This window comes from Bacillus cereus group sp. RP37 (assembly GCF_040459695.1).
In the GTDB taxonomy this organism is placed as follows: Bacteria; Bacillota; Bacilli; order Bacillales; family Bacillaceae_G; genus Bacillus_A.
This window is the reverse complement of record NZ_JARVHP010000001.1, coordinates 4,740,371-4,759,528: the sequence shown is the minus strand read 5'-3', so window position 1 is coordinate 4,759,528 and position 19,158 is coordinate 4,740,371. Positions and strand designations below refer to the sequence as shown.

Here is a 19,158-nt window from a genome sequence, read left to right as displayed (position 1 = left end):
GTTTTTCTATTCAATCGTCTTTAGTAATAACTTTTTCAATAGTGGTTTAATCTTCAGACGTAAATCTTCAGCGTGATTTGCAACTAAGAAGTGATGGTTATAAATGTTTTTCATTAATTGATAAGTTGCTTCTTTCGCTTCGCCTTCTTCGATGAAGATTCCGATTACTTCCATACCACTTTTACGAGCAAGTTTGACAGCTTCATGCGTATCTAAAATACCGTCTTGTTGATAGTCCAGCGCAGAAGGCTCACCGTCTGTAAAGACAAGTAAGAATTTATGCTTTTCTGGTCTTTTTGCAAGCTTTTCAGAAACGATACGAATAATATATCCGTCGCGATTATCTTCTTCTTCGCGAAGCTGCATAATTTCGGGACCAACGTTTGGTAACGTTGAGTTTTTATATGTCACAACTTCATGGATAACGTTCGGCTTATCTTCAGGTTTAGCACTAGATGCATCTTCCCAAAATCCGCTAATAGCGTGCGGGATTTTTAAAGATTTCAATGCTTCATGGAATAGGACCACACTCTTTTTCGTTTCTTCCATTTTGTTATACATAGAACCAGAGCAGTCCACTAACAATTGGAATGCAACGTCGAGCTCTTGTGATTCTTGCCCTTTTTTATAAAACATGCGTGGCTGCTTTTCCGTATAAATACGAAGGAATTTCTTACGAAGTCTTCCGTAATATTTATCACTATTTGCATTCGTTTTATTTTCAATCGTTTTTTCGATAATTTTCTTTAATTCTTTTACATCTTTATTAACGACTGATTTGATAGCTTGGTAATCCTTTTTCTCATCGGTATTTGCTTTGCGAGCTTCTTTAAATGTATGAGAAGCACCTACATTATACTTACCGTATGCACCGTCGTTTTGACTAGAAGCGTGTGAAGCTCTTGCTTCCTCTGTATCAGCGCCATCAAAGTTGGATTGTGTACTCTTTTGAGAAGTACCTTGTACAGAACCAAGTGCTTGGTCGCCATCTTCTGATTCACGAGCAGTATCGCCCATCATGTTTGTTTTTGTTCCGCTTTCTAATTCAAAGCGTAAAAAGTTCTCGTTTTCGTTATTTTTATTTTCACGATGCCATGTGGAGAAACTTTCATCCATTTTGTTTTTATTTTCATCGTCATCTATGAGTTGCGTATCATCATTTGCTAAATCTTCGACGCGACAATTCTTTTCGTCTGCAATGACAGATAAATAAAGCGGAGCATGTCCGAAATAATTATTAAGCATATCACTTTCAAGAAGTCCTTCTAAACGATAGCGAATTTTTTCAACGATATACATAATATCTTCCGTATTACGAGCTTGGAATGTTTCATGCAAAATTGCTTCAATTTGCTCGAAATATTCATTATTAAACATTTCATATTTATCGCTCGTTAATGAAAGATAGCAGAGACAAAATAGACGGTCACCGTGATAGTTACGAACGCGATTGATTTCATTTTGTGAGCCGAAGTAATTGCGATACATTTCTTTTCTTCTTTTAAAAACATGCTTTGTGCCAGGGCGTAAGTTTTTTACGATTTCCTCAACACGTAAATCTTCTAATAGAACAAATAATTGTGTTAAAAACTTTTTTAAGGGTGATTCTTGTAATTCAATCGCATAAGAACGAATTAAAGTCATGTCCGAGTAATGTTTATTACCAAGTGCTTTTAAAAACACTTCGCTTTTTAATCCGATTACTGTATCCTCTTCTTTTCGATCATCCCAAAAGTGACTAATGACAACCTTTTTTTCAATTTCGTCGTAGTATGCTTTAAAGCCATACTCAAGGTAGGCATCGTCTTCTTTTAGAAGAGCATACATTAAGTTTTCCATTTGTAGAAACAGCGACGCATCAATTTTTTTGTCACTAAAAATTTGTCTCATGAATTATCCCTCAAAGAAATAACTTTCTGCTAATTCACGGACAGTCATTTGTTCTGTTTCATCGTTTAATTTTGCGATAATGCTACGTTCAATTGCGCGCATAACAGGAATATATACGCCTAAATCACATGCGTCGATAATACCACGAATACTTGCTGCCTCTTCACTTACACGTCCATCACGAGCTAAAGGCATAAGGTCGCTTGCAAATGCAACGAACTTTTCAATTGTCGCAGTATCTTTTAATTTTGATTCAGCTAATAATAGTTCTTTTAATGTATCACCTTGAATGTACGGAACTTCAATAATAACAAAACGGTTTTTTAACGCTTCGTTTAGTTCACTTGTACCAACGTAGCCTTCATTAATTGCAGCGATTACACGATATTCATCATCACCGTATACAACTTCTTGTGTAAACGGGTTTGTAATCATTTTACGGTAATCTAATGCGCCGTGAAGAAGTGGTAACGTTTCAGGTTTTGCCATATTGATTTCATCAATATATAGGAAATGGCCGTTCTTCATAGCTTTCATAAGAGGACCGTTAACGAATGTAACTTCAGATGCGCCTTCTTTCGTTTGTAGTGTGTTGTATCCTAAAATACCTTCTACATCTAGGTCAACAGAACAGTTAATGCTATGCATTGGCTTTTGGAATAAAGAAGAAAGAGTTTCCGCTAGTACCGTTTTACCACTACCAGTCGGTCCTTTTAATAGAATATTTTTGCCAAGAAGAAGTGCTGTAATGGCATCTTCAATAATGCTGTTATCAGATGCTTTATATATTTTCTTTCCAATTAAATGTGCATTTTCACCAGCTTCTTGCTTATTCTTTTCGTGAATTGTAGAAAGCTGCTGTTTTAAATCAGCATGTATATGAAATTGTTCTAACATGTATTTCCCACCTAACATTATTTTCATAAAGTAATATACCTTATGATAACTTGTTTTAATATGGTATGCAAAGAAAAGGAGAGAGGACAAATATAAAAGAAAAAGCAATCAATAGTACATTGATTGCTTATAGTAAAGGAGAAATGAGTCGCATAAAAGACTCCAATATTCGTTTTTTTATACTTCTTTTTTGGAAAGAGTTCCATTTAATTTCAGTGGAATGCTTAAAGTCTTCTTCAAAATCATGTTTAATATCATGAACTGTTTCAGATTCATACAATACACTAATAATTTCGTAATTCAATTCAAAGCTTCGTACATCCATATTTGCTGTTCCAATGGTTGCAATTTTATCGTCAACGAGTACAATTTTTGCGTGCATAAATCCATCTTTATAACTGTAAATAGAAGCACCAGCTTTTAAAAGTGGAGTGAAATAGGATTGAGATGCTTGATCGCTAATAATACTGTCACTCTTACCAGGATATAAAATGCGTACATCTATGCCAGATATTGCACTTAAACGTAATAATGTTAAAGTTTCTTGATCTGGAATAAAGTATGGTGTAGCGATCCAAATAGATTTTTTGGCAGATGCCATAACAGCTAGTAAGGTATTACGAATACTTTTATCATCTGAGCTTGGTCCACTTGCTACAATTTGAACAGCACCTTCTGCACTTGAAATTTCTTTACCTGGGAAGTATTGTCTATTCATAAATTGATCCCAAGAATAAGTATTCAACCCGCTAGAGGCATAGAGCCAATCTTCTAGAAAGATTGCTTGTAATTTATATAACGCTTTTCCTTCTATTTTTAAATGACTATCACGCCAAACGGGAAATTTTTTTGAACGGCCAAGATATTCATCACCGACGTTGAGTCCCCCAGTAAAACCAATTTCTCCATCTACAATGACGATTTTACGGTGGTTCCGATAATTAACTGTTTCAAGTAACCAAGCTGAAAAAATAGGGTCAAATTCAACAATTTCAATCCCAGCTTCTTTCATAGGTTTTAAAAAGCGTCTTCTTAGCGTATTACTTCCTAATCCATCATAAAGGAAGCGGACAATAACACCAGCTTTTGCTTTTTTTATTAACACATCCCGAACTTTTGTACCAATCTCATCAGATTTATAAATATAGTATTGAATATGTATGTGATGTTTTGCTTGCTCGATAGCTTGCAAAATTTCTGAGAATGTTTGATCTCCGTTTGTTAAAAGCTTTGTAGTTGTTCTATCTGCAGCAGGCCCGCCTCCAAATTTTTGTACGACTTCTGTTAAATGGGCAGAGCGTTCACTTAATGGGACCTTGAGTGATAACTCTAGTCGCCTTCCTTCTAATATTTCACGGAATAATTTTCTTTGTTCTTCTGAACGATGAAGATGCTTTTTTCTTCTCCAACGGCTACGCCCGAAAATAGAGTATAAAAGCACACCTATAACGGGAAGAAGTGCTAATACTAAAAACCACGCTAAGGTACTTTGAGGAGACCTATTTTCGATAAAAATAACAAATGAAATTCCTACAATTGTGATGGACCAGAGAACGCCGACAAATGTATATAACGAAATATACGATGTATTTAATAGGAAAAGAACGATAGATACAATTGTAAATATTAATAGTAATTGGACGATAGGTTTCTTCATTTCTATATAATTCCTCTAATCTTTCTTCAATATAGACTTCCTAAATAGCAGATGTACTGTGACATTTTTATTATAAAGTGTTTTCTATTTTTTACAAAATGTAGGTATATCCCCATACTTTCCGCATTTGTCCTACATACAGTGTATTGTTACGTTTTTAAAGAGAAAAGGAGGATGGATAAAATGTATGGTCGTCCAATTGGTGGTTTCGGTCACGGAGGTTTTCATGGTGGTTTTGGACATACACCATTTTTTGGTGGAGGTTTCTTCCCAGGTTTTGTAGCAGGTGCATTACTCAGCCCTGGGTTTGGTTATGGCGGATATGGTTATCCGTATTACTCGGATTATTCTTATTATACAGGTTACCAACAAGATCCGTATTATTCATACAATACCTATTAAGATGAGAAGATGGAAAAGGAGAGGGAAAATATGAATTATATAGAAAATAACGGATTGTATTATCGTAATCATCATCCTCATGGGGGGCACAACCATAACGGTGGACATCACCACCATGGAGGGCATAATCACTATGATCATCACCACCATCACGGAGGCGGATGGGGCTGGGGTGGCGGCTCATGGGGCGGTGGATTCTTTCCTGGAAGTTTTGCTGGAGGTGTGTTAGGTGGGCTTACGGCTGGCGCATTAACGGGTGCAGCAAGTGGAGGCTACTATCCAGCACCGTACCCAGTAACATATCCGGCACCATACCCAGCACCATACCCAACGCCATATCCGGGTTATCAGCAAATATCATATCCGTATTAAACTAAAAAAGAGGCTTTCCTCTTTTTTTAGTTTAATAAAGTAATTATTTATAAAATATTTCCAAAATAAAGGTGTAAATATGTTAATATTTTATTATTGTAATTCAGAAACGTATATACTAATTTTAATTTTTATATTATTATCCGTGAATAGTTGTATAGTGTGCTCGAACTTCTATTTCGCTAGTAAAGTAAAGAGGGTTAGATGTGAGCGGGATTAATAGGAAACAGTGGTTGTATAGAGCTAGTTATAAAGGAATGTAAGAGAATGAATAAGGTATAATAAAGTAAGATCAATATAGCGATAAGAAACTACTATTTATAATTGAAACGGTATTATATTGCTTTTTATTACAAATAATATTATGTTATTTTAATCGGCATATTTCAAAATATGATGAATGCAAATAGCTATTATTAAGAAATGAAATATCTCTATTTCTATGAAGAGAAACAAGTTGTGTTTTAGTCAGATAGGAAGCAAGGAGAGATGCGCATGCTAGAACAAAGAGGTCATGCATTATATGACTCTTCATTGCGAGATTTAAAGTTAGCATTAGATGAGTCTTCAATTGTTGCGATTACAGACCGAAAGGGTCTTATTACATATGTAAATGATAAGTTTTGTGAAATCTCCAAATATACACGAGAAGAGTTAATAGGGAAAGATCACCGTATTTTAAATTCAGGATATCACCCGAAAACATTTTTTCAAATTCTATGGAAGCGCATTTTGAGCGGAAAAGTATGGAGAGGTGAGATTCGAAATCAAGCAAAAGATGGTACATATTATTGGGTTAAAACAACAATTGTTCCATTTTTAAATGAAAAAGGAGAGCCATATCAATTTATTGCGATCCGAAATGATATTAGTAGTAGGAAAGAAGCAGAACGGAGGTTGCGGGTAAGCGAAAGTCGTTATAGGGAGCTTGCGTATCATGATGCTTTAACGAGTTTACCGAACCGATTGCAGTTAATAACGACTGTAAACGAGATGATTGCAGACAAAAAAGAATTTGGTATGATTTACTTTGATTTGGATCGTTTTAAATTAGTAAACGATACGCTAGGTCATATGATAGGAGATCTACTTTTAAGCGAAGTTGCTTCACGGTTGCATTATGTGCTAGGAGAGAAAGATGTTCTGGCTAGGCTGGGTGGCGACGAATTTGTGCTGTTAACAAAAAATCATACACAAGATGAGATGAGGCAGTTAGCGACATCTGTGTTGTCATGCTTTCAGGCACCATTCATGCTTGAAGGTCATGAAGTATACATTTCAGCTAGTCTAGGACTGTGCTCATATCCGCAAGACGGACAAGATGTAGAAACACTATTGAAAAATTCGGATTTAGCCATGTACAGTGCGAAAGAACAAGGTAGAAATGCCGCGTGTTTCTTTACAGATGAGTTACGTGCGAAAATAAATCGTAGAATGAAAATTGAATTCGCTTTGCAAAAGGCAATTCGTGATGAAGAATTAGATGTGGTACTGCAGCCTATTATTGATTTGAAAACGAAGAAATATACTGGTATTGAAGCTTTAGCACGTTGTTCGACAGAAGAAGGGCCTATTTCGCCAGGCGAATTTATTCCAGTAGCTGAAGAATCTGGACTTATTATAAAATTAGGAGACTGGGTATTAGAAAAGTCATGTCGCTTGTTTAAAACATTGCCAGATTACGAAGAAGGACTAAGGTTATCTGTTAATTTATCCATACAACAATTAATGCAAAAGCGTTTTATTTTATCTGTACGTAGCATTTTAAGGAGAACTGGCTTTCCACCGAATCGTTTAATTTTGGAAGTAACGGAAAGTATCGCTGTTCGCCATTTTGATTATATTATTGCTACATTACAAGAATTAAGAAATATGGGTATTTTAATTGCTTTAGATGACTTTGGAACGGGTTATTCTTCCTTATACTATTTAAAGCAACTGCCACTGGATATAGTGAAAATTGATCGTAACTTTATTCGTGAATTTCATTATGATCACGCACAGCCAGAGCGAACGATTGTAAAATCTGTTATTGAAATTGCCCATAGCTTAAATTTAGCAGTAGTTGCTGAAGGGGTAGAAACAGTAGAGCAAGAAAGTTTATTACAATCTATGGGCTGTGATTACGTACAAGGATTTTATTATGCGAGACCTTTATCTATAGGAGAGTTAAAAGAAAAGTTAATTACAAATTTTTAATAAAAAAGAGAAGCCAGTAGCTTCTCTTTTTTTAATTCATTTTTTTTGAGTCTTTCATTAATACTGGATAAAGAATAAGACCTAATACAAACAATCCGATTCCTAAGAAGAACGTTTTTAAATCAGCAGTTCCTGTTTTGATAACCCAAATAGAGTAGACAAATGCTAGTGTAGTAATGATTCCATCCTTTATTCGAGAGCCAGGCATTATATCATACGTTTCTCCTGTAATAACCAATTTGAATTGGTACAGCGTGGAAACAAGGTATGGGATTAAATAAGCTAATGTTGCTACAACGATAGCGAAATTATAGGCTTCTGACACAGTGCCAGAAATCGTTGAGAATAAGAAAATTTGCGTCATCACATTTGTAATAAATAATGATTTTGAAGGACTACCTTTTTTATTTGTTTTCGCGAAAAACTTAGGGAAAAGTCCATTCTTGGCTGCCTGGTAAGGTACTTCTGAACTAACAACGATCCAGCCAACGGTAGATCCAAATAAAGATACAAGTGCAAGTAAAGCCATGATATAGGCACCTTTATTGCCAATTGCTAAATTTAATGCGTCTACTAATGGTTTTTGAGACTCTTTTAAAGCATCTTGTGGAAGAGCTCCCATTGTAAGTAAAGTAATTGACATGTAAATAAGAAGAGCGATAATTAATCCAAAAATGGTAGCTTTTTTTACATCGCGCTGAGATTTAGCACGGTTAGAAAGCATTACAGCAGATTCAATACCGATAAATGCCCAAAGTGTTGCGATAGCAGCTGAATTGATTTGTCCACCTAACGAAATTGATTGTCCTGCCTCATTCATAAATGTTTGACCGTCTCCAAAATTAGAGGCATTGAAAATGAATAATGTGATTACAATAAACATTGTAAATCCGATAATTTTTGCAATGGTAGCAAGAAGATTCATATTTCCAGCTCGATCAATATTTTGAGAAAGAATATATTGAATTCCCCATAGCATAAGGCTACATACGAGGAAAGTTAGTCCTTTTCCGAGTTCTAGTGAAAATCCGTTGAGTGAAAAGAGAATTTGCTTACTTTGTAAAACTGGAAAGAATGTTGATAAATATCCAGCAAAGGAAATAATAACAGATGCCGTTGCAGCCCAGTTCGCAGCCCAATATCCCCATGCCATACTATATCCTGCAACTTTCCCTGCTTTTTTTGAAGGAAACATCGCTTGAGCGTAACTTTGTGGTCCTGCTTTTAATTCTGGTTTCCGAATTGCTAAATTTCCAAATACGAGTGCAATCATAAATACGCCAAGACCTGTAATACTCCATGCGAGTGTAGAACCCATTGGACCTGATACTTGTGCTAAATTTGATGGGAGCATAAATACGCCACCGCCAACCATATTTCCGATCACAAAAGCTGTTAAAATCCATAATCCCCATTTTTTCGTTTCCATTTTTGTTAACTCCTTTGTAGTAAGTTTTGCTTAAACATCATTTTTTACTAGCTTTTTGGCAATAAAAAAAGAGCCATGTAGATAAAAAATACCTACATGGCTCTTTGCCTCACGTAGGTACAACGGGAATAACCCTTGTACCTACGCGTAATTTTTCCGCTAGGTTTCAAGGGTTACGTATGATGATGATGTTTTTGTGCAAATGTAACTACAGTTGTATAAGTAAGCATAGTTCTTTGCTCCCTTTCTCCTCTGATTTTGAAGTTAGTATACTACATGTTTTTTTGAATGAAAAGAAAAATATAAAAATTTTTATAAAAATACGTTTTAGAGATTAAATATTTACCTGTATTTTTCCTATACTGGAAAATAAGTGAGAGATTGGCAGAAGAGTGTAGCATGGTATAATACATATAGAATTAGAAGGTGACAAGGGGCTATTGTAGATGATGAGTAAGTATGAACAAATTTATACAGAAATCAGTAAGTCTATTGATAATAAACAATTAAAAGAGGGGTGCAAAATCCCATCAGAAACAGAATTAATGAAGCAATATGAAGCAAGTCGAGGTACGGTCAGAAAAGCAGTAGATTTATTGCAAGAGCGTGGATATGTTCAAAAAATACATGGAAAAGGTGTTTTTGTTTTAAAGCGAAAAAACATTGAATTCAACTTTGGTGGTATTGTAAGTTTCCAAGAAGAAAATGAACGTTTAGGACGCCATTGTATTACAAAAGTCGTGGAAATAGAGAAAGTAAAAGCGACAAAAGAGGTTGCAAAGCTATTAAATGTGAAAGAGAAAACAGAAATAGATCATATTAAGCGCGTACGAAATATTGATGGAGAAAAAGTAATTTTGGATATCAATCATTTTGTATCGGAATATATTCCTGGATTAACGAGTGAAATTGCAGCGGAGTCCATTTATAAATACATTGAGAAAGAACTAGGGCTTCATATTAGTTACTCACAAAGGGTAATTGAAGTGCAGCCATGTACAGAGGACGATAGAAAGTATTTAGATTTAAATGGAACAGACTATGTTGTTGTTGTGAAAAACTTTACGCATTTCTATGATGGAAGTCAGTTCGAATATACAGAATCACGCCACCGCTTAGATATTTTTCATTTTTCGGATGTGGCGCGGAGAAAATAAGGAGATGGAACGAAATAACGTTTCATCTCTTTTTTTATAAAAAAATCACAAACTCGTATATACGAGTGTTGACTAACTTATATATACGAGTTAATATGTAATTGTAAACGGTATCAAATAAAGAAAAGAGGGACGGGAATATGGGGAAAGACTATCGTAAAACAGCAGAGGAAGTGTTGCAGTATATTGGTGGGAAAGACAATATTGAACAAGCTGCGCACTGTGTAACGAGGCTCCGTATCGCTTTAAAAGATGAAAGTAAAATAGATAATGATAAATTACAGTCTGTTTCATTAGTGAAAGGAGCGTTTCATAACGCTGGGATATTTCAAGTTGTAATTGGCCCTGGGGACGTAGATCGTGTATACGCTGAATTGATAACGCTTGCAGGTATGAAGGAAGCGACAGTAGCTGACGTGAAAGACTCTGGAAACCAAAAGTTAAATCCAGCTCAAAAGTTTGTAAAAGTATTTTCAGATGTATTTATGCCGATATTACCAGCGATCGTAACAGCTGGTTTACTAATGGGGATTAATAATCTATTAGGGGCAAAGGACTTATTTTTTGAAGGTAAAAATTTATTAGATGTGTATCCAAACTTAGGTGGGCTTTGGGATTTAATTAATATGATGGCGAATACAGCATTCGTATTCTTACCAGCACTTGTCGGTTGGTCAGCAACGAAGCGTTTTGGTGGTAGTCCGATATTAGGGATCGTTATGGGATTAATGCTTGTTCATCCGGCCTTATTAAACGCGTGGGATTATGGAAAAGCCGCGACTGGTTTAGAGGGACAAAAGATTGAGTACTTCGATATTTTAGGATTATTTCAAATTGAAAAGGTAGGGTATCAAGGTCAAATCTTACCGGTTTTAGTAGCAGCATTTGTATTAAGTAAAGTGGAAATTTTCTTAAAGAAACATGTGCCAAATGCAATTCAATTATTAGTTGTACCAATTACAACGATTGTCGTAACAGGTGTGTTAGCATTAGGGATTATTGGTCCGGTTACACGTCATATTGGAGATTTATTAACAGTTGGATTAGTAGGTATATATGAAACAGTACCAGTAGTTGGAGCGGTATTGTTTGGAGCATTATATGCACCGCTCGTAATTACAGGTATGCATCATATGTTTATTGCAATTGACTTACAATTAATTGCACAGCACGGTGGTACATTCATTTGGCCAATGATTGCTCTTTCTAACGTTGCGCAAGGTAGTGCGGCACTTGCGATGTTCTGGATTTCTAAAAATCAAAATGATAAAAGTATGGCATCGACATCAGCAATTTCAGCATATTTCGGTATTACAGAGCCAGCTATGTTTGGTGTAAACTTACGAAATAAATTCCCGTTCTATGCAGCGATTATAGGATCGGCTGTGGCAGCGATATTCATTACGTTAAATGGTGTATTAGCACCTGCTATCGGAATTGGTGGATTACCAGCATTTATTTCTATCATTCCGAAATCGATTCCAATATTTATTGTAGGAATGATTATCGCAGTTGTAATCCCATTTACGTTAACATGGTTATTTGCAAAACGAGTAAAACAGAAGTAGGAGGAAGTTAAACATGAAGGATTGGCATAAAAGTGTAGTTTATCAAATTTATCCGAAGAGCTTTAATAGCTATTACAATAAAGAAACCGGTGATATAAAAGGGGTTACAGAGAAACTAGATTACTTAAAAGAACTCGGAGTAGATTATATTTGGTTAACACCGATATACCAATCACCACAAAATGATAATGGATACGATGTAAGTGATTACTACAGCATTGATCCATCTTACGGAACGATGGAAGAGTTTGAAGAGCTTTTAGAAGAAGCAAAGGCACGTAATATTGAAATTATGCTTGATATCGTTGTCAATCATAGTTCGACGGAGCATAAGTGGTTTAAAGAAGCGAAGGAAGATAAAAATAGTCCATATCGTAATTACTATATTTGGCGTGATGAAAAAAATAATTGGCAATCTAAGTTTGGCGGGTCTGCTTGGAAATATGATGAGAAGACAGAGCAATATTATTTACATTTATTTGATGAAACACAAGCTGATTTAAATTGGGAAAATGAAAAACTTCGTGAAGAAGTATATGATATGATGCGTTTTTGGCTTGATAAAGGGGTAACTGGATTCCGATTAGATGTTATTAATTTAATTTCAAAAGATCAACAGTTCTTAAATGATGACGGAAGTACGGCGACAAGTGATGGGCGTAAATATTATACAGATGGCCCGCGCGTTCATGAATATTTACAAGAGATGAACCGAAATGTTTTTGAAGGGAAAGATGTAATTACAGTTGGAGAAATGTCATCTACGACAATTGATAATTGTATCAAATATTCAAACCCTGAGCGTAATGAATTAAGTATGACGTTTAGTTTCCATCATTTAAAAGTAGATTATCCGAATGGAGATAAGTGGACGCAAGCTAATTTTGATTTCATTAAATTAAAAGAGATTATGTCTAATTGGCAAATTGAAATGCAAAAGGGTCGAGGATGGAATGCGTTATTCTGGTGTAATCATGACCAACCTCGCATAGTGTCACGCTTTGGTGATGATAGAAAGTACCGAAATGAATCTGCGAAAATGTTAGCGACTGCTATGCATATGTTGCAAGGAACTCCTTACATTTATCAAGGCGAAGAAATCGGTATGACGAATCCTAAATTCGAGTCCATTGAGCAATATCGCGATGTGGAATCGTTAAATATATACGATATAAAGCGAGAAGAAGGATTATCAAAAGAAGAGATTATAGGGATTTTAAAACAAAAATCTCGTGACAACTCTCGTACTCCGATGCAGTGGAATGAAAAGGTGAACAGTGGTTTTACAACAAGTACACCTTGGATTTCAGTGGCTGAAAACTTTACAGAAATAAACGTAGAGAAGGCATTAGAAGATAAAGAGTCTGTATTTTATCATTATAAAAAGTTAATAGAACTTAGAAAAACGTATGATGTAATTACAGAAGGGGAATATGCTATTTTAGATGGAAATCATCCTAAGATTTGGGCATATACACGTACTGTAGAGAATGAAGTACTACTTGTTATCAATAACTTCTACGGAGAAGAAATAACGTATGCTGTACCAGCTCATGTTCCATTAGGTGGAATGAAACAAGAAATACTACTGTCGAATTATAAAGATTTCAGCAAGGATATTACAAAACTGAACTTAAGACCATATGAATCAATTGTCTATCGATATACGAAATAAAAAGGTTGTATGCCCGCGTGGCATACAACCTTTTATTTTAAGACACCACTATACAAAATGTTTACTTCTACTTCAGGTTTGAATTTTACTTTTGCATAATCTTTATTCCAATTTTTTTTCTTCCATAACTCAGGATGATATGCGATAAGGTGTCTGCCGATACCGAAAGCATCACAATTTGCTTTTTGTAACCTGTTCGTTATTTGTTTTGCTTCTTTTGTAAGTTGTTTAGATAATTTTTCGTTTAATTTTTTCCTTTCTTCCATTTTGTAAATATTATCTCTTGGAGCCTCAAGGGCTATAACTTTTAGTTGAAGCTTAATGTGAGCATATACATTTCCTTTTTTATCTGTCGTTATTTGTAAGTCTCGTTTTAACTTTCGATTACTAACTTCCATTGTTAAATAATCAGATGTCTTCTCTGATTCATCGCTAGTAAGTTTTTGGGTTATACGGGCACTTGTTCCCATTTTTCCGGTTAATAACACGAATAAAACAGCTTGTTTCAGGGGGAGATGTCCAGTTAATTTGTCTTTATTAAATAAAGCTAATCCATTTGTAATAACCTCTGTTCCTTTTATTTTTATAGAAGGAAGGGTGAAATCTTTACCCGGATCTAACATTTTTGTAGCAGCTGTTTCTAAAGTTTCTTTTGGAAACACACTCATATCTTCTAAGCTTCTCACTTTCTTCTTTAGGAAATCTCCAATCAGTAAATTCCCTATTTTCTTTTTTTTGAGTATCTCGGATGTGTCACCATCTACTGAAATAAGTTTTACTAAAGCAGTTGGATTTGTTGGGTCCCGAAAGCTGACATCTAAATAGGGAAGTATACCTTTTTTTTGAATTTTTGTTCCTAATAATTGAACGCCATATTTAAAATATCGAATGTTTCCAGTTACATTTTTTTTTAGGGCATCGCTTGAATCCCTTATGTTAAGTCCGATTGCAGAATGTACTTCATTCGCAAACGAAGACTGCTCGCTACTGGAACTTTTTACGATTTCAAGTGTTTGCTGAAGTTTATTCTCTTCTGTAATATCATATCCAATACTATAAGCTAATCTTGCTTCTCTTAATGGTTCTTGATCCCAACAGCCAGAAAGGAGGGAACTAGTACATAATATAAAAAGTAATTTAACTCTTTTTTTGAACATACTGTTCTCCTTTCTTCTTTCTTATTACTGAATAAAGTAGAAATAAAAGAGGGAGGACAACGATGAAAATATAGGTGAACTTATCAGTGAAAGTTGCAATTACTTTTAATTCTTCAGGTGTATCTATAAATAGGGCTACGCTAAAGGCAATAATACCAACGATTGGAACAGCTTTTTTATAATTAGCGAGGTTGAATATATGTCCAATTCCGATTGAAGCAGCATAATAATAACTAGCAATAGAAGCGACAACTGTTATCATCCATATTGGTATGAATAGTAAATCAGTTCGGTCTATAATCCCGATATGTAAGGAGCGTAATAAGTAAGCAACTGGCTCTGGAATAAGCTCAACTTGTTTTGGGCTAAATACGATAAAGCAAATCCAAACAGTAAAAGTATAAAAAAGAGTTACAAATCCATTAGCGATAGAAATTGCTTTCAGTTTTGCCACAGAACTCCCGTTTACTTTTGGGAAAGCGATAAGAATAATCTCAAAACCATACATAGCTGTAATGGTTTCTTTTGATGCTTGAATAATATTCCACCATCCGGCTTCTGTAATTGGAAAAATGTAAGAAAAATCAGCTCGTGTAAGCCCTAGGGCAATTAAAAGAGTCATTGGTAAAATGAGAATAGAAGCCATGACGTAAAACCGTACGATGACTTTGAACGTATTATAAGCTATGTAACAACAAGCTATTGTAAATAGCATGAGGGTGGCATACCAAGGAGTTGCTTGTAATATCCAAACTTTAATGACATTACAAGCATTTAACATAACCGTCATACCGATAAGGGTAAAATAAAAAACATAAGCAAAACCTAATAGTTTTCCAAACTTATTCCCAAATAGTATACAAATACTTTCATACATATCTGCATCAGGAAATCGTTTTAAGAAAAGCCACATAAGTAAAATAATAAGTTGAATTGCAAGACCAGCGATGAGAGCAGAAATCCATCCGCCACCTTTCGCTATTGGGTGAAGACGGTTTGGTAGAGAAAGTATACCAACTCCGATTTGGCATTGAATAACGAAAAAGGTAAATTGAACAAGTGAAATTTTACTTTGCGTGTTTGTCACCGTTCTCATCCTCTCTCGTTACATGTTGTCGTTGCATTTTTTTCGGTTTTGAATCATGTGGTCGTTCCCAAAACGACCAAATTGGTAGTCGTACAAAAGAGTCTTTCATATCTTTTATCCGCATCGGAGCAACAGGAGAAAGATATGGGGTATGAAATGAATGTAACTGGCATAAATGAACGAAAGTTATAATGAGACCGAATGATATTCCTACATAACCGAATATGGCAGCAAGGAGCATTAACGGAAAACGAAGAATCCGAACTGCGGAACTCATATCATTTGATGGAACAAGAAAAGATGAGATTGCAGTTAAAGCTACAACGATAATCATTGTATAAGAAACGAGACCGGCTTTTACAATTGCATCACCAATTACTAAACCACCTACAATACCGATTGTTTGTCCAACTCGGCTTGGCAAGCGAATACCAGCTTCCCGTAATAATTCAAAGATTAATTCCATTAAGAGAGCTTCAAAAATAGGAGGAAGTGGCACTTTTTCTAATGAAGCTTTAATCGTATAAACAAGTTCGAGCGGCAACACATCAGGATGAAAAGCAACTGTTGCGATATATATAGCGGGCAAGAGAAAGGCAATCAAGAAACTGACTAAGCGAATCATTCGGATGAAAGAACCGACAATCCAGCGGTTATTATAATCATCTGGTGATTGATAGAAAGCAAATAACGTAACAGGAACGATAAGTGCAGTTGGATCTCCATCAGATAAAATAGCAACTCGTCCTTCCATTAAATTTGCTGCGACTCTATCTGGACGCTCTGTATTTAATTGTTGCGGAAAGGGTGAGAAAGACGTATCCTCTATAAATTCTTGTATATATCCTGGAGGCATAAGTGCATCTGTCTTAATCGTTTCTAACCTTCTTTTTACTTCTGTAACTAGATCGTCATTAGCTATGTTTTGCATATAAGCAATGGCCACTTTCGTATGCATTTCTTCACCGAGTGTGAAATATTTAACGACGACATGTGGACTTTTTATGAGTTTACGAATAGAAGCTAAATTGGTTGCTAAATCTTCTACTAAACCAGTATGCGGTCCACGGACAATCCCTTCATTATCAGGTTCTGTTATATCTCTCTTTAAAGATAGAGCTGTTTCGAAAATACAAAAACTGTCGACGTGTTCATGAAAATATAAAGATTTACCTTGTAATAAAAGCTGCACACCATAATTTAAATTTGTTTCTTTTTTCATATTTAATGTGGCAAAAGCTTTATCTAAAGACAAATCTGACCGAGTTAATAAAGGCTCAAGAGCTAATTGATGAATTAAATTTGGGTCGGCTAAAGATTCGATATATAAGATTGTTCCTTTTCCATTTTGAAAAGGGAGATCTAATTTTTTTATATCATCAGAATGAGAAAGTTTATTTTCAATGTAATTAATGTTCTCCGGAAGTGATGGGAACATATGCTTTTTGTTATTATCTTGTTGTGAGCTCTTCTGTTCGGCCATACTTTCCATCTCCTTTACATTGAAATTATTTCTGTTAATTTTTGTTTTTTTTGAGGAAATTATGCTTGGATTATTTAGAAAAGTAGGGGGGATGGAAAGAACGTATATATTTGCGATATTAATATATATCTTTTGTACTATAAGGGGGTAAACCTAGCGGTATGCATAATTACATCATTCGATGAATAGGAAATTTAAGAAAAGCGATTTATAATACTAGTATTGTGTCTTGCCTTTTTAGGTACAGTACACAGCCGGTGATTGGCTAGTGGAGGTTCTTCCATTTTGCCAGTGCCGGTTTTTTATTGGATAATAGAGAAAATGAAGTTTTATAAAGAAAGAAGGGGTTGTTTTGAAGGAGGTAAATTCTATCTTTATGAGAGAAAAGATTGCTAGTACTTATCTTTATTTTATTTCTTTACTTGGTTTGGTTACTATAACTATATCTTTACTTGAAATTAAAATCCCTTCTCATCCAACAATACTAATATTGTTGTTACTATTTATGGGGATTGCAGAGTATTTTCCTGTAAGATTTTGGAGAGGGACTAGCTCGCTTACCTTTCCGATCATTTATGCTATGAGTTGGCAGTTTGGAATTCATATAACTATTGTTGCTATTGTACTCATAACGCTAATTATTCACCTGCATCGTCGTTCACCGATACAAAGAATGTTATTTAATAGTACTCAGCATGCACTTAGTTTGATCTTGGCCGAATGGTTTTCAAACAAATGTATGTCCTTATTAATTAACGAGATAGATATATCAGTTCTGTATGGAAATTTAATATCTTTGTTATTATTTTGCGTGTTTTTTGGTTTTTTCAACAATCGTTTTTACGATTTGTTAATGATACTCCTTCCGCAGCCATATTCAATCTATCAGTGGTATAAAAAAACTGTAACGGTATTTCTTTGCGAAACTTTTGGTTTCTCTTATGCGGCACTGATGCACGTATTAATTGGTACATATAGTGTGGAGGTAAACGAGATTACAGTACTGTTTTTCTTTTTTCCACTTGTAGCAACTTCCGTTATTAGTTCTTTTTCTGTACGGATAAGGATGGAGAAAGAACGATTATATGAGTTATTTCTTATTACGACCGAAATTAGTCGAGGATTAACCGGAGGAAACTTGAAACATATTAAACAAGCACTTAAAGGTTTTTTTGGCATACAAGCATATGTAATATGGACAAAAGATGATGGGAACTGGAATATTCTATTAAAAGATGGGAAAGTGCGCTCTGATATATCTGATGATTCAGAAAAGTTCAGGGCTTTTGAGGAACTTTCTAAAAATCTTGTATTTAATGATTGGAAAATTGGTACAGCTCCTGGAGATGAAATATTTGATAGTGTTATACGCTCACTTGTATATTTTCCTCTTATAGTAAATGGTGAATTAGTCGGAATGTTTGTTGCAGGGAAAAGTAGAAATGCGGGTTTCTTTCCGGAAGATGTACAGTCGTTAGCTACATTTTCTAACCAATTAGCTAACGTTGTTAAAACAAGGATATTGATTTCTGAGCAGGAAAAAAGAATGATCTTAGAAGAAAGAAATAGAATCGCACGAGAAATTCACGATGGTATTGCACAAACATTAGCTGGGGTGATATTCCAGCTAGAATCCGCGCAGAAAAAATACCGTGATAAACCAATAGATATGCAGCAAGTAGTAGAGAAAAGTATAAAAGATTTAAGAGGGAGCCTAGGAGAAGTTCGCTATTCTATTTATGCTTTAAAACCATATCCGACACAACAATTAGGGCTTAAGCAGGCGATAGCAAGTAAAATAAAATCTTTAAAACAAGAATATGAACTAGATATTACATATCATGAAAGAGGTCATGCACGTGCGCTTAGTTTTTCAAAAGAAAGAGTTATTTTTGATACATTACAAGAGAGTTTGCAAAACATCGTAAAACATGCACAAGCAGAAAAGACTGATGTTTTACTCAGCTATCAAAGTGAACACGTGCTTTTAAGGGTTAAGGATAATGGAGTTGGCTTTTCACTATTTGAGTCTATGGTTAAAACGAAGAATGAGCCACATTATGGTATATTACATATGAATGAACAAGCTGACCAACTAGGGGCTACTTTACAGATTGATAGTTCTGTAGGAAAAGGGACAGAAATTACACTGTTAATTCCAGATTCACAAACAAGGGGTGCGTAA

14 protein-coding genes are annotated in these 19,158 nt (G+C 35.0%); 7 read left to right on the top strand and 7 right to left on the bottom strand.

Annotated elements, in window-relative coordinates; translation table 11 throughout:
* Positions 1-6: 6 nt before the first annotated feature.
* From QCI44_RS25140 to QCI44_RS25130, 3 genes are all read right to left on the bottom strand, one after another.
* A complete protein-coding gene (locus tag QCI44_RS25140) occupies positions 7-1,890 on the bottom strand; it encodes a vWA domain-containing protein (RefSeq protein WP_098800039.1) in 1,884 nt (627 codons plus the stop codon).
* A gap of 3 nt (positions 1,891-1,893) precedes the next feature.
* Entirely contained in the window at positions 1,894-2,787 is an 894-nt protein-coding gene (locus tag QCI44_RS25135; protein ID WP_016089336.1) for an ATP-binding protein, read from the bottom strand.
* 127 nt (positions 2,788-2,914) lie between these two features.
* Positions 2,915-4,444 carry a cardiolipin synthase gene (locus QCI44_RS25130; RefSeq protein ID WP_016089335.1) on the bottom strand — a complete coding sequence of 510 codons (1,530 nt, stop codon included), beginning with the start codon at positions 4,442-4,444 and terminating at the stop codon, positions 2,915-2,917.
* Between the two features lie 183 nt (positions 4,445-4,627).
* On the opposite strand from QCI44_RS25130, the gene QCI44_RS25125 reads away from it, so the two are divergent.
* The 3 genes from QCI44_RS25125 to QCI44_RS25115 all read left to right on the top strand — a co-directional run bounded on the left by QCI44_RS25125 (position 4,628) and on the right by QCI44_RS25115 (position 7,417).
* Positions 4,628-4,846, top strand: a complete 219-nt coding sequence (locus tag QCI44_RS25125; protein WP_016089334.1) for a hypothetical protein — start codon at positions 4,628-4,630, stop codon at positions 4,844-4,846.
* Positions 4,847-4,876: 30 nt separating this feature from the next.
* Positions 4,877-5,218: a hypothetical protein gene (locus tag QCI44_RS25120; protein ID WP_016089333.1), complete on the top strand. Its 342-nt coding sequence runs from the start codon at positions 4,877-4,879 to the stop codon at positions 5,216-5,218.
* A gap of 495 nt (positions 5,219-5,713) precedes the next feature.
* Positions 5,714-7,417 carry a putative bifunctional diguanylate cyclase/phosphodiesterase gene (locus QCI44_RS25115; RefSeq protein WP_098986099.1) on the top strand — a complete coding sequence of 568 codons (1,704 nt, stop codon included), beginning with the start codon at positions 5,714-5,716 and terminating at the stop codon, positions 7,415-7,417.
* A gap of 31 nt (positions 7,418-7,448) precedes the next feature.
* Here the strand turns inward: QCI44_RS25115 and QCI44_RS25110 are convergent, their stop codons facing one another.
* A complete protein-coding gene (locus QCI44_RS25110; protein WP_016089331.1) occupies positions 7,449-8,846 on the bottom strand; it encodes an amino acid permease in 1,398 nt (465 codons plus the stop codon).
* A 446-nt stretch (positions 8,847-9,292) separates the two neighbouring features.
* Between QCI44_RS25110 and treR the strand changes: the two genes are divergently transcribed.
* The 3 genes from treR to treC all read left to right on the top strand — a co-directional run bounded on the left by treR (position 9,293) and on the right by treC (position 13,246).
* On the top strand, positions 9,293-10,003 hold the full coding sequence (treR, locus tag QCI44_RS25105) for a trehalose operon repressor (RefSeq protein WP_000987247.1): 711 nt from the start codon (positions 9,293-9,295) through the stop codon (positions 10,001-10,003).
* 140 nt (positions 10,004-10,143) lie between these two features.
* On the top strand, positions 10,144-11,571 hold the full coding sequence (gene treP, locus QCI44_RS25100; protein ID WP_098986098.1) for a PTS system trehalose-specific EIIBC component: 1,428 nt from the start codon (positions 10,144-10,146) through the stop codon (positions 11,569-11,571).
* A 13-nt stretch (positions 11,572-11,584) separates the two neighbouring features.
* Positions 11,585-13,246, top strand: coding sequence for an alpha,alpha-phosphotrehalase (treC, locus tag QCI44_RS25095; RefSeq protein ID WP_016089329.1), 1,662 nt, complete (start codon positions 11,585-11,587; stop codon positions 13,244-13,246).
* A gap of 32 nt (positions 13,247-13,278) precedes the next feature.
* Here treC and QCI44_RS25090 read toward each other — a convergent pair whose 3' ends face one another.
* Genes QCI44_RS25090 through gerKA form a run of 3 tightly spaced genes read right to left on the bottom strand, consistent with a single transcriptional unit; the run spans position 13,279 to position 16,973 of the window.
* Positions 13,279-14,403, bottom strand: coding sequence for a Ger(x)C family spore germination protein (locus tag QCI44_RS25090; RefSeq protein WP_098986097.1), 1,125 nt, complete (start codon positions 14,401-14,403; stop codon positions 13,279-13,281).
* Positions 14,384-15,490, bottom strand: coding sequence for a GerAB/ArcD/ProY family transporter (locus tag QCI44_RS25085; protein ID WP_016089327.1), 1,107 nt, complete (start codon positions 15,488-15,490; stop codon positions 14,384-14,386). Before QCI44_RS25085 ends, QCI44_RS25090 begins: the two co-directional genes overlap by 20 nt.
* Complete coding sequence (gene gerKA / locus QCI44_RS25080) at positions 15,471-16,973, bottom strand: spore germination protein GerKA (RefSeq protein WP_098485846.1); 1,503 nt, start codon at positions 16,971-16,973, stop codon at positions 15,471-15,473. Before gerKA ends, QCI44_RS25085 begins: the two co-directional genes overlap by 20 nt.
* A gap of 352 nt (positions 16,974-17,325) precedes the next feature.
* On the opposite strand from gerKA, the gene QCI44_RS25075 reads away from it, so the two are divergent.
* Entirely contained in the window at positions 17,326-19,158 is a 1,833-nt protein-coding gene (locus tag QCI44_RS25075) for a GAF domain-containing sensor histidine kinase (RefSeq protein WP_098485845.1), read from the top strand.

What these genes read in the sequence shown, in the direction of transcription:
- QCI44_RS25140 (WP_098800039.1), bottom strand. Translation starts at nt 1,890, where the DNA reads ATGAGACAAATTTTTAGTGACAAAAAAATTGATGCGTCGCTGTTTCTA.
- QCI44_RS25135 (WP_016089336.1), bottom strand. Translation starts at nt 2,787, where the DNA reads ATGTTAGAACAATTTCATATACATGCTGATTTAAAACAGCAGCTTTCT.
- QCI44_RS25130 (WP_016089335.1), bottom strand. Translation starts at nt 4,444, where the DNA reads ATGAAGAAACCTATCGTCCAATTACTATTAATATTTACAATTGTATCT.
- QCI44_RS25125 (WP_016089334.1), top strand. Translation starts at nt 4,628, where the DNA reads ATGTATGGTCGTCCAATTGGTGGTTTCGGTCACGGAGGTTTTCATGGT.
- QCI44_RS25120 (WP_016089333.1), top strand. Translation starts at nt 4,877, where the DNA reads ATGAATTATATAGAAAATAACGGATTGTATTATCGTAATCATCATCCT.
- QCI44_RS25115 (WP_098986099.1), top strand. Translation starts at nt 5,714, where the DNA reads ATGCTAGAACAAAGAGGTCATGCATTATATGACTCTTCATTGCGAGAT.
- QCI44_RS25110 (WP_016089331.1), bottom strand. Translation starts at nt 8,846, where the DNA reads ATGGAAACGAAAAAATGGGGATTATGGATTTTAACAGCTTTTGTGATC.
- treR (WP_000987247.1), top strand. Translation starts at nt 9,293, where the DNA reads ATGATGAGTAAGTATGAACAAATTTATACAGAAATCAGTAAGTCTATT.
- treP (WP_098986098.1), top strand. Translation starts at nt 10,144, where the DNA reads ATGGGGAAAGACTATCGTAAAACAGCAGAGGAAGTGTTGCAGTATATT.
- treC (WP_016089329.1), top strand. Translation starts at nt 11,585, where the DNA reads ATGAAGGATTGGCATAAAAGTGTAGTTTATCAAATTTATCCGAAGAGC.
- QCI44_RS25090 (WP_098986097.1), bottom strand. Translation starts at nt 14,403, where the DNA reads ATGTTCAAAAAAAGAGTTAAATTACTTTTTATATTATGTACTAGTTCC.
- gerKA (WP_098485846.1), bottom strand. Translation starts at nt 16,973, where the DNA reads ATGGCCGAACAGAAGAGCTCACAACAAGATAATAACAAAAAGCATATG.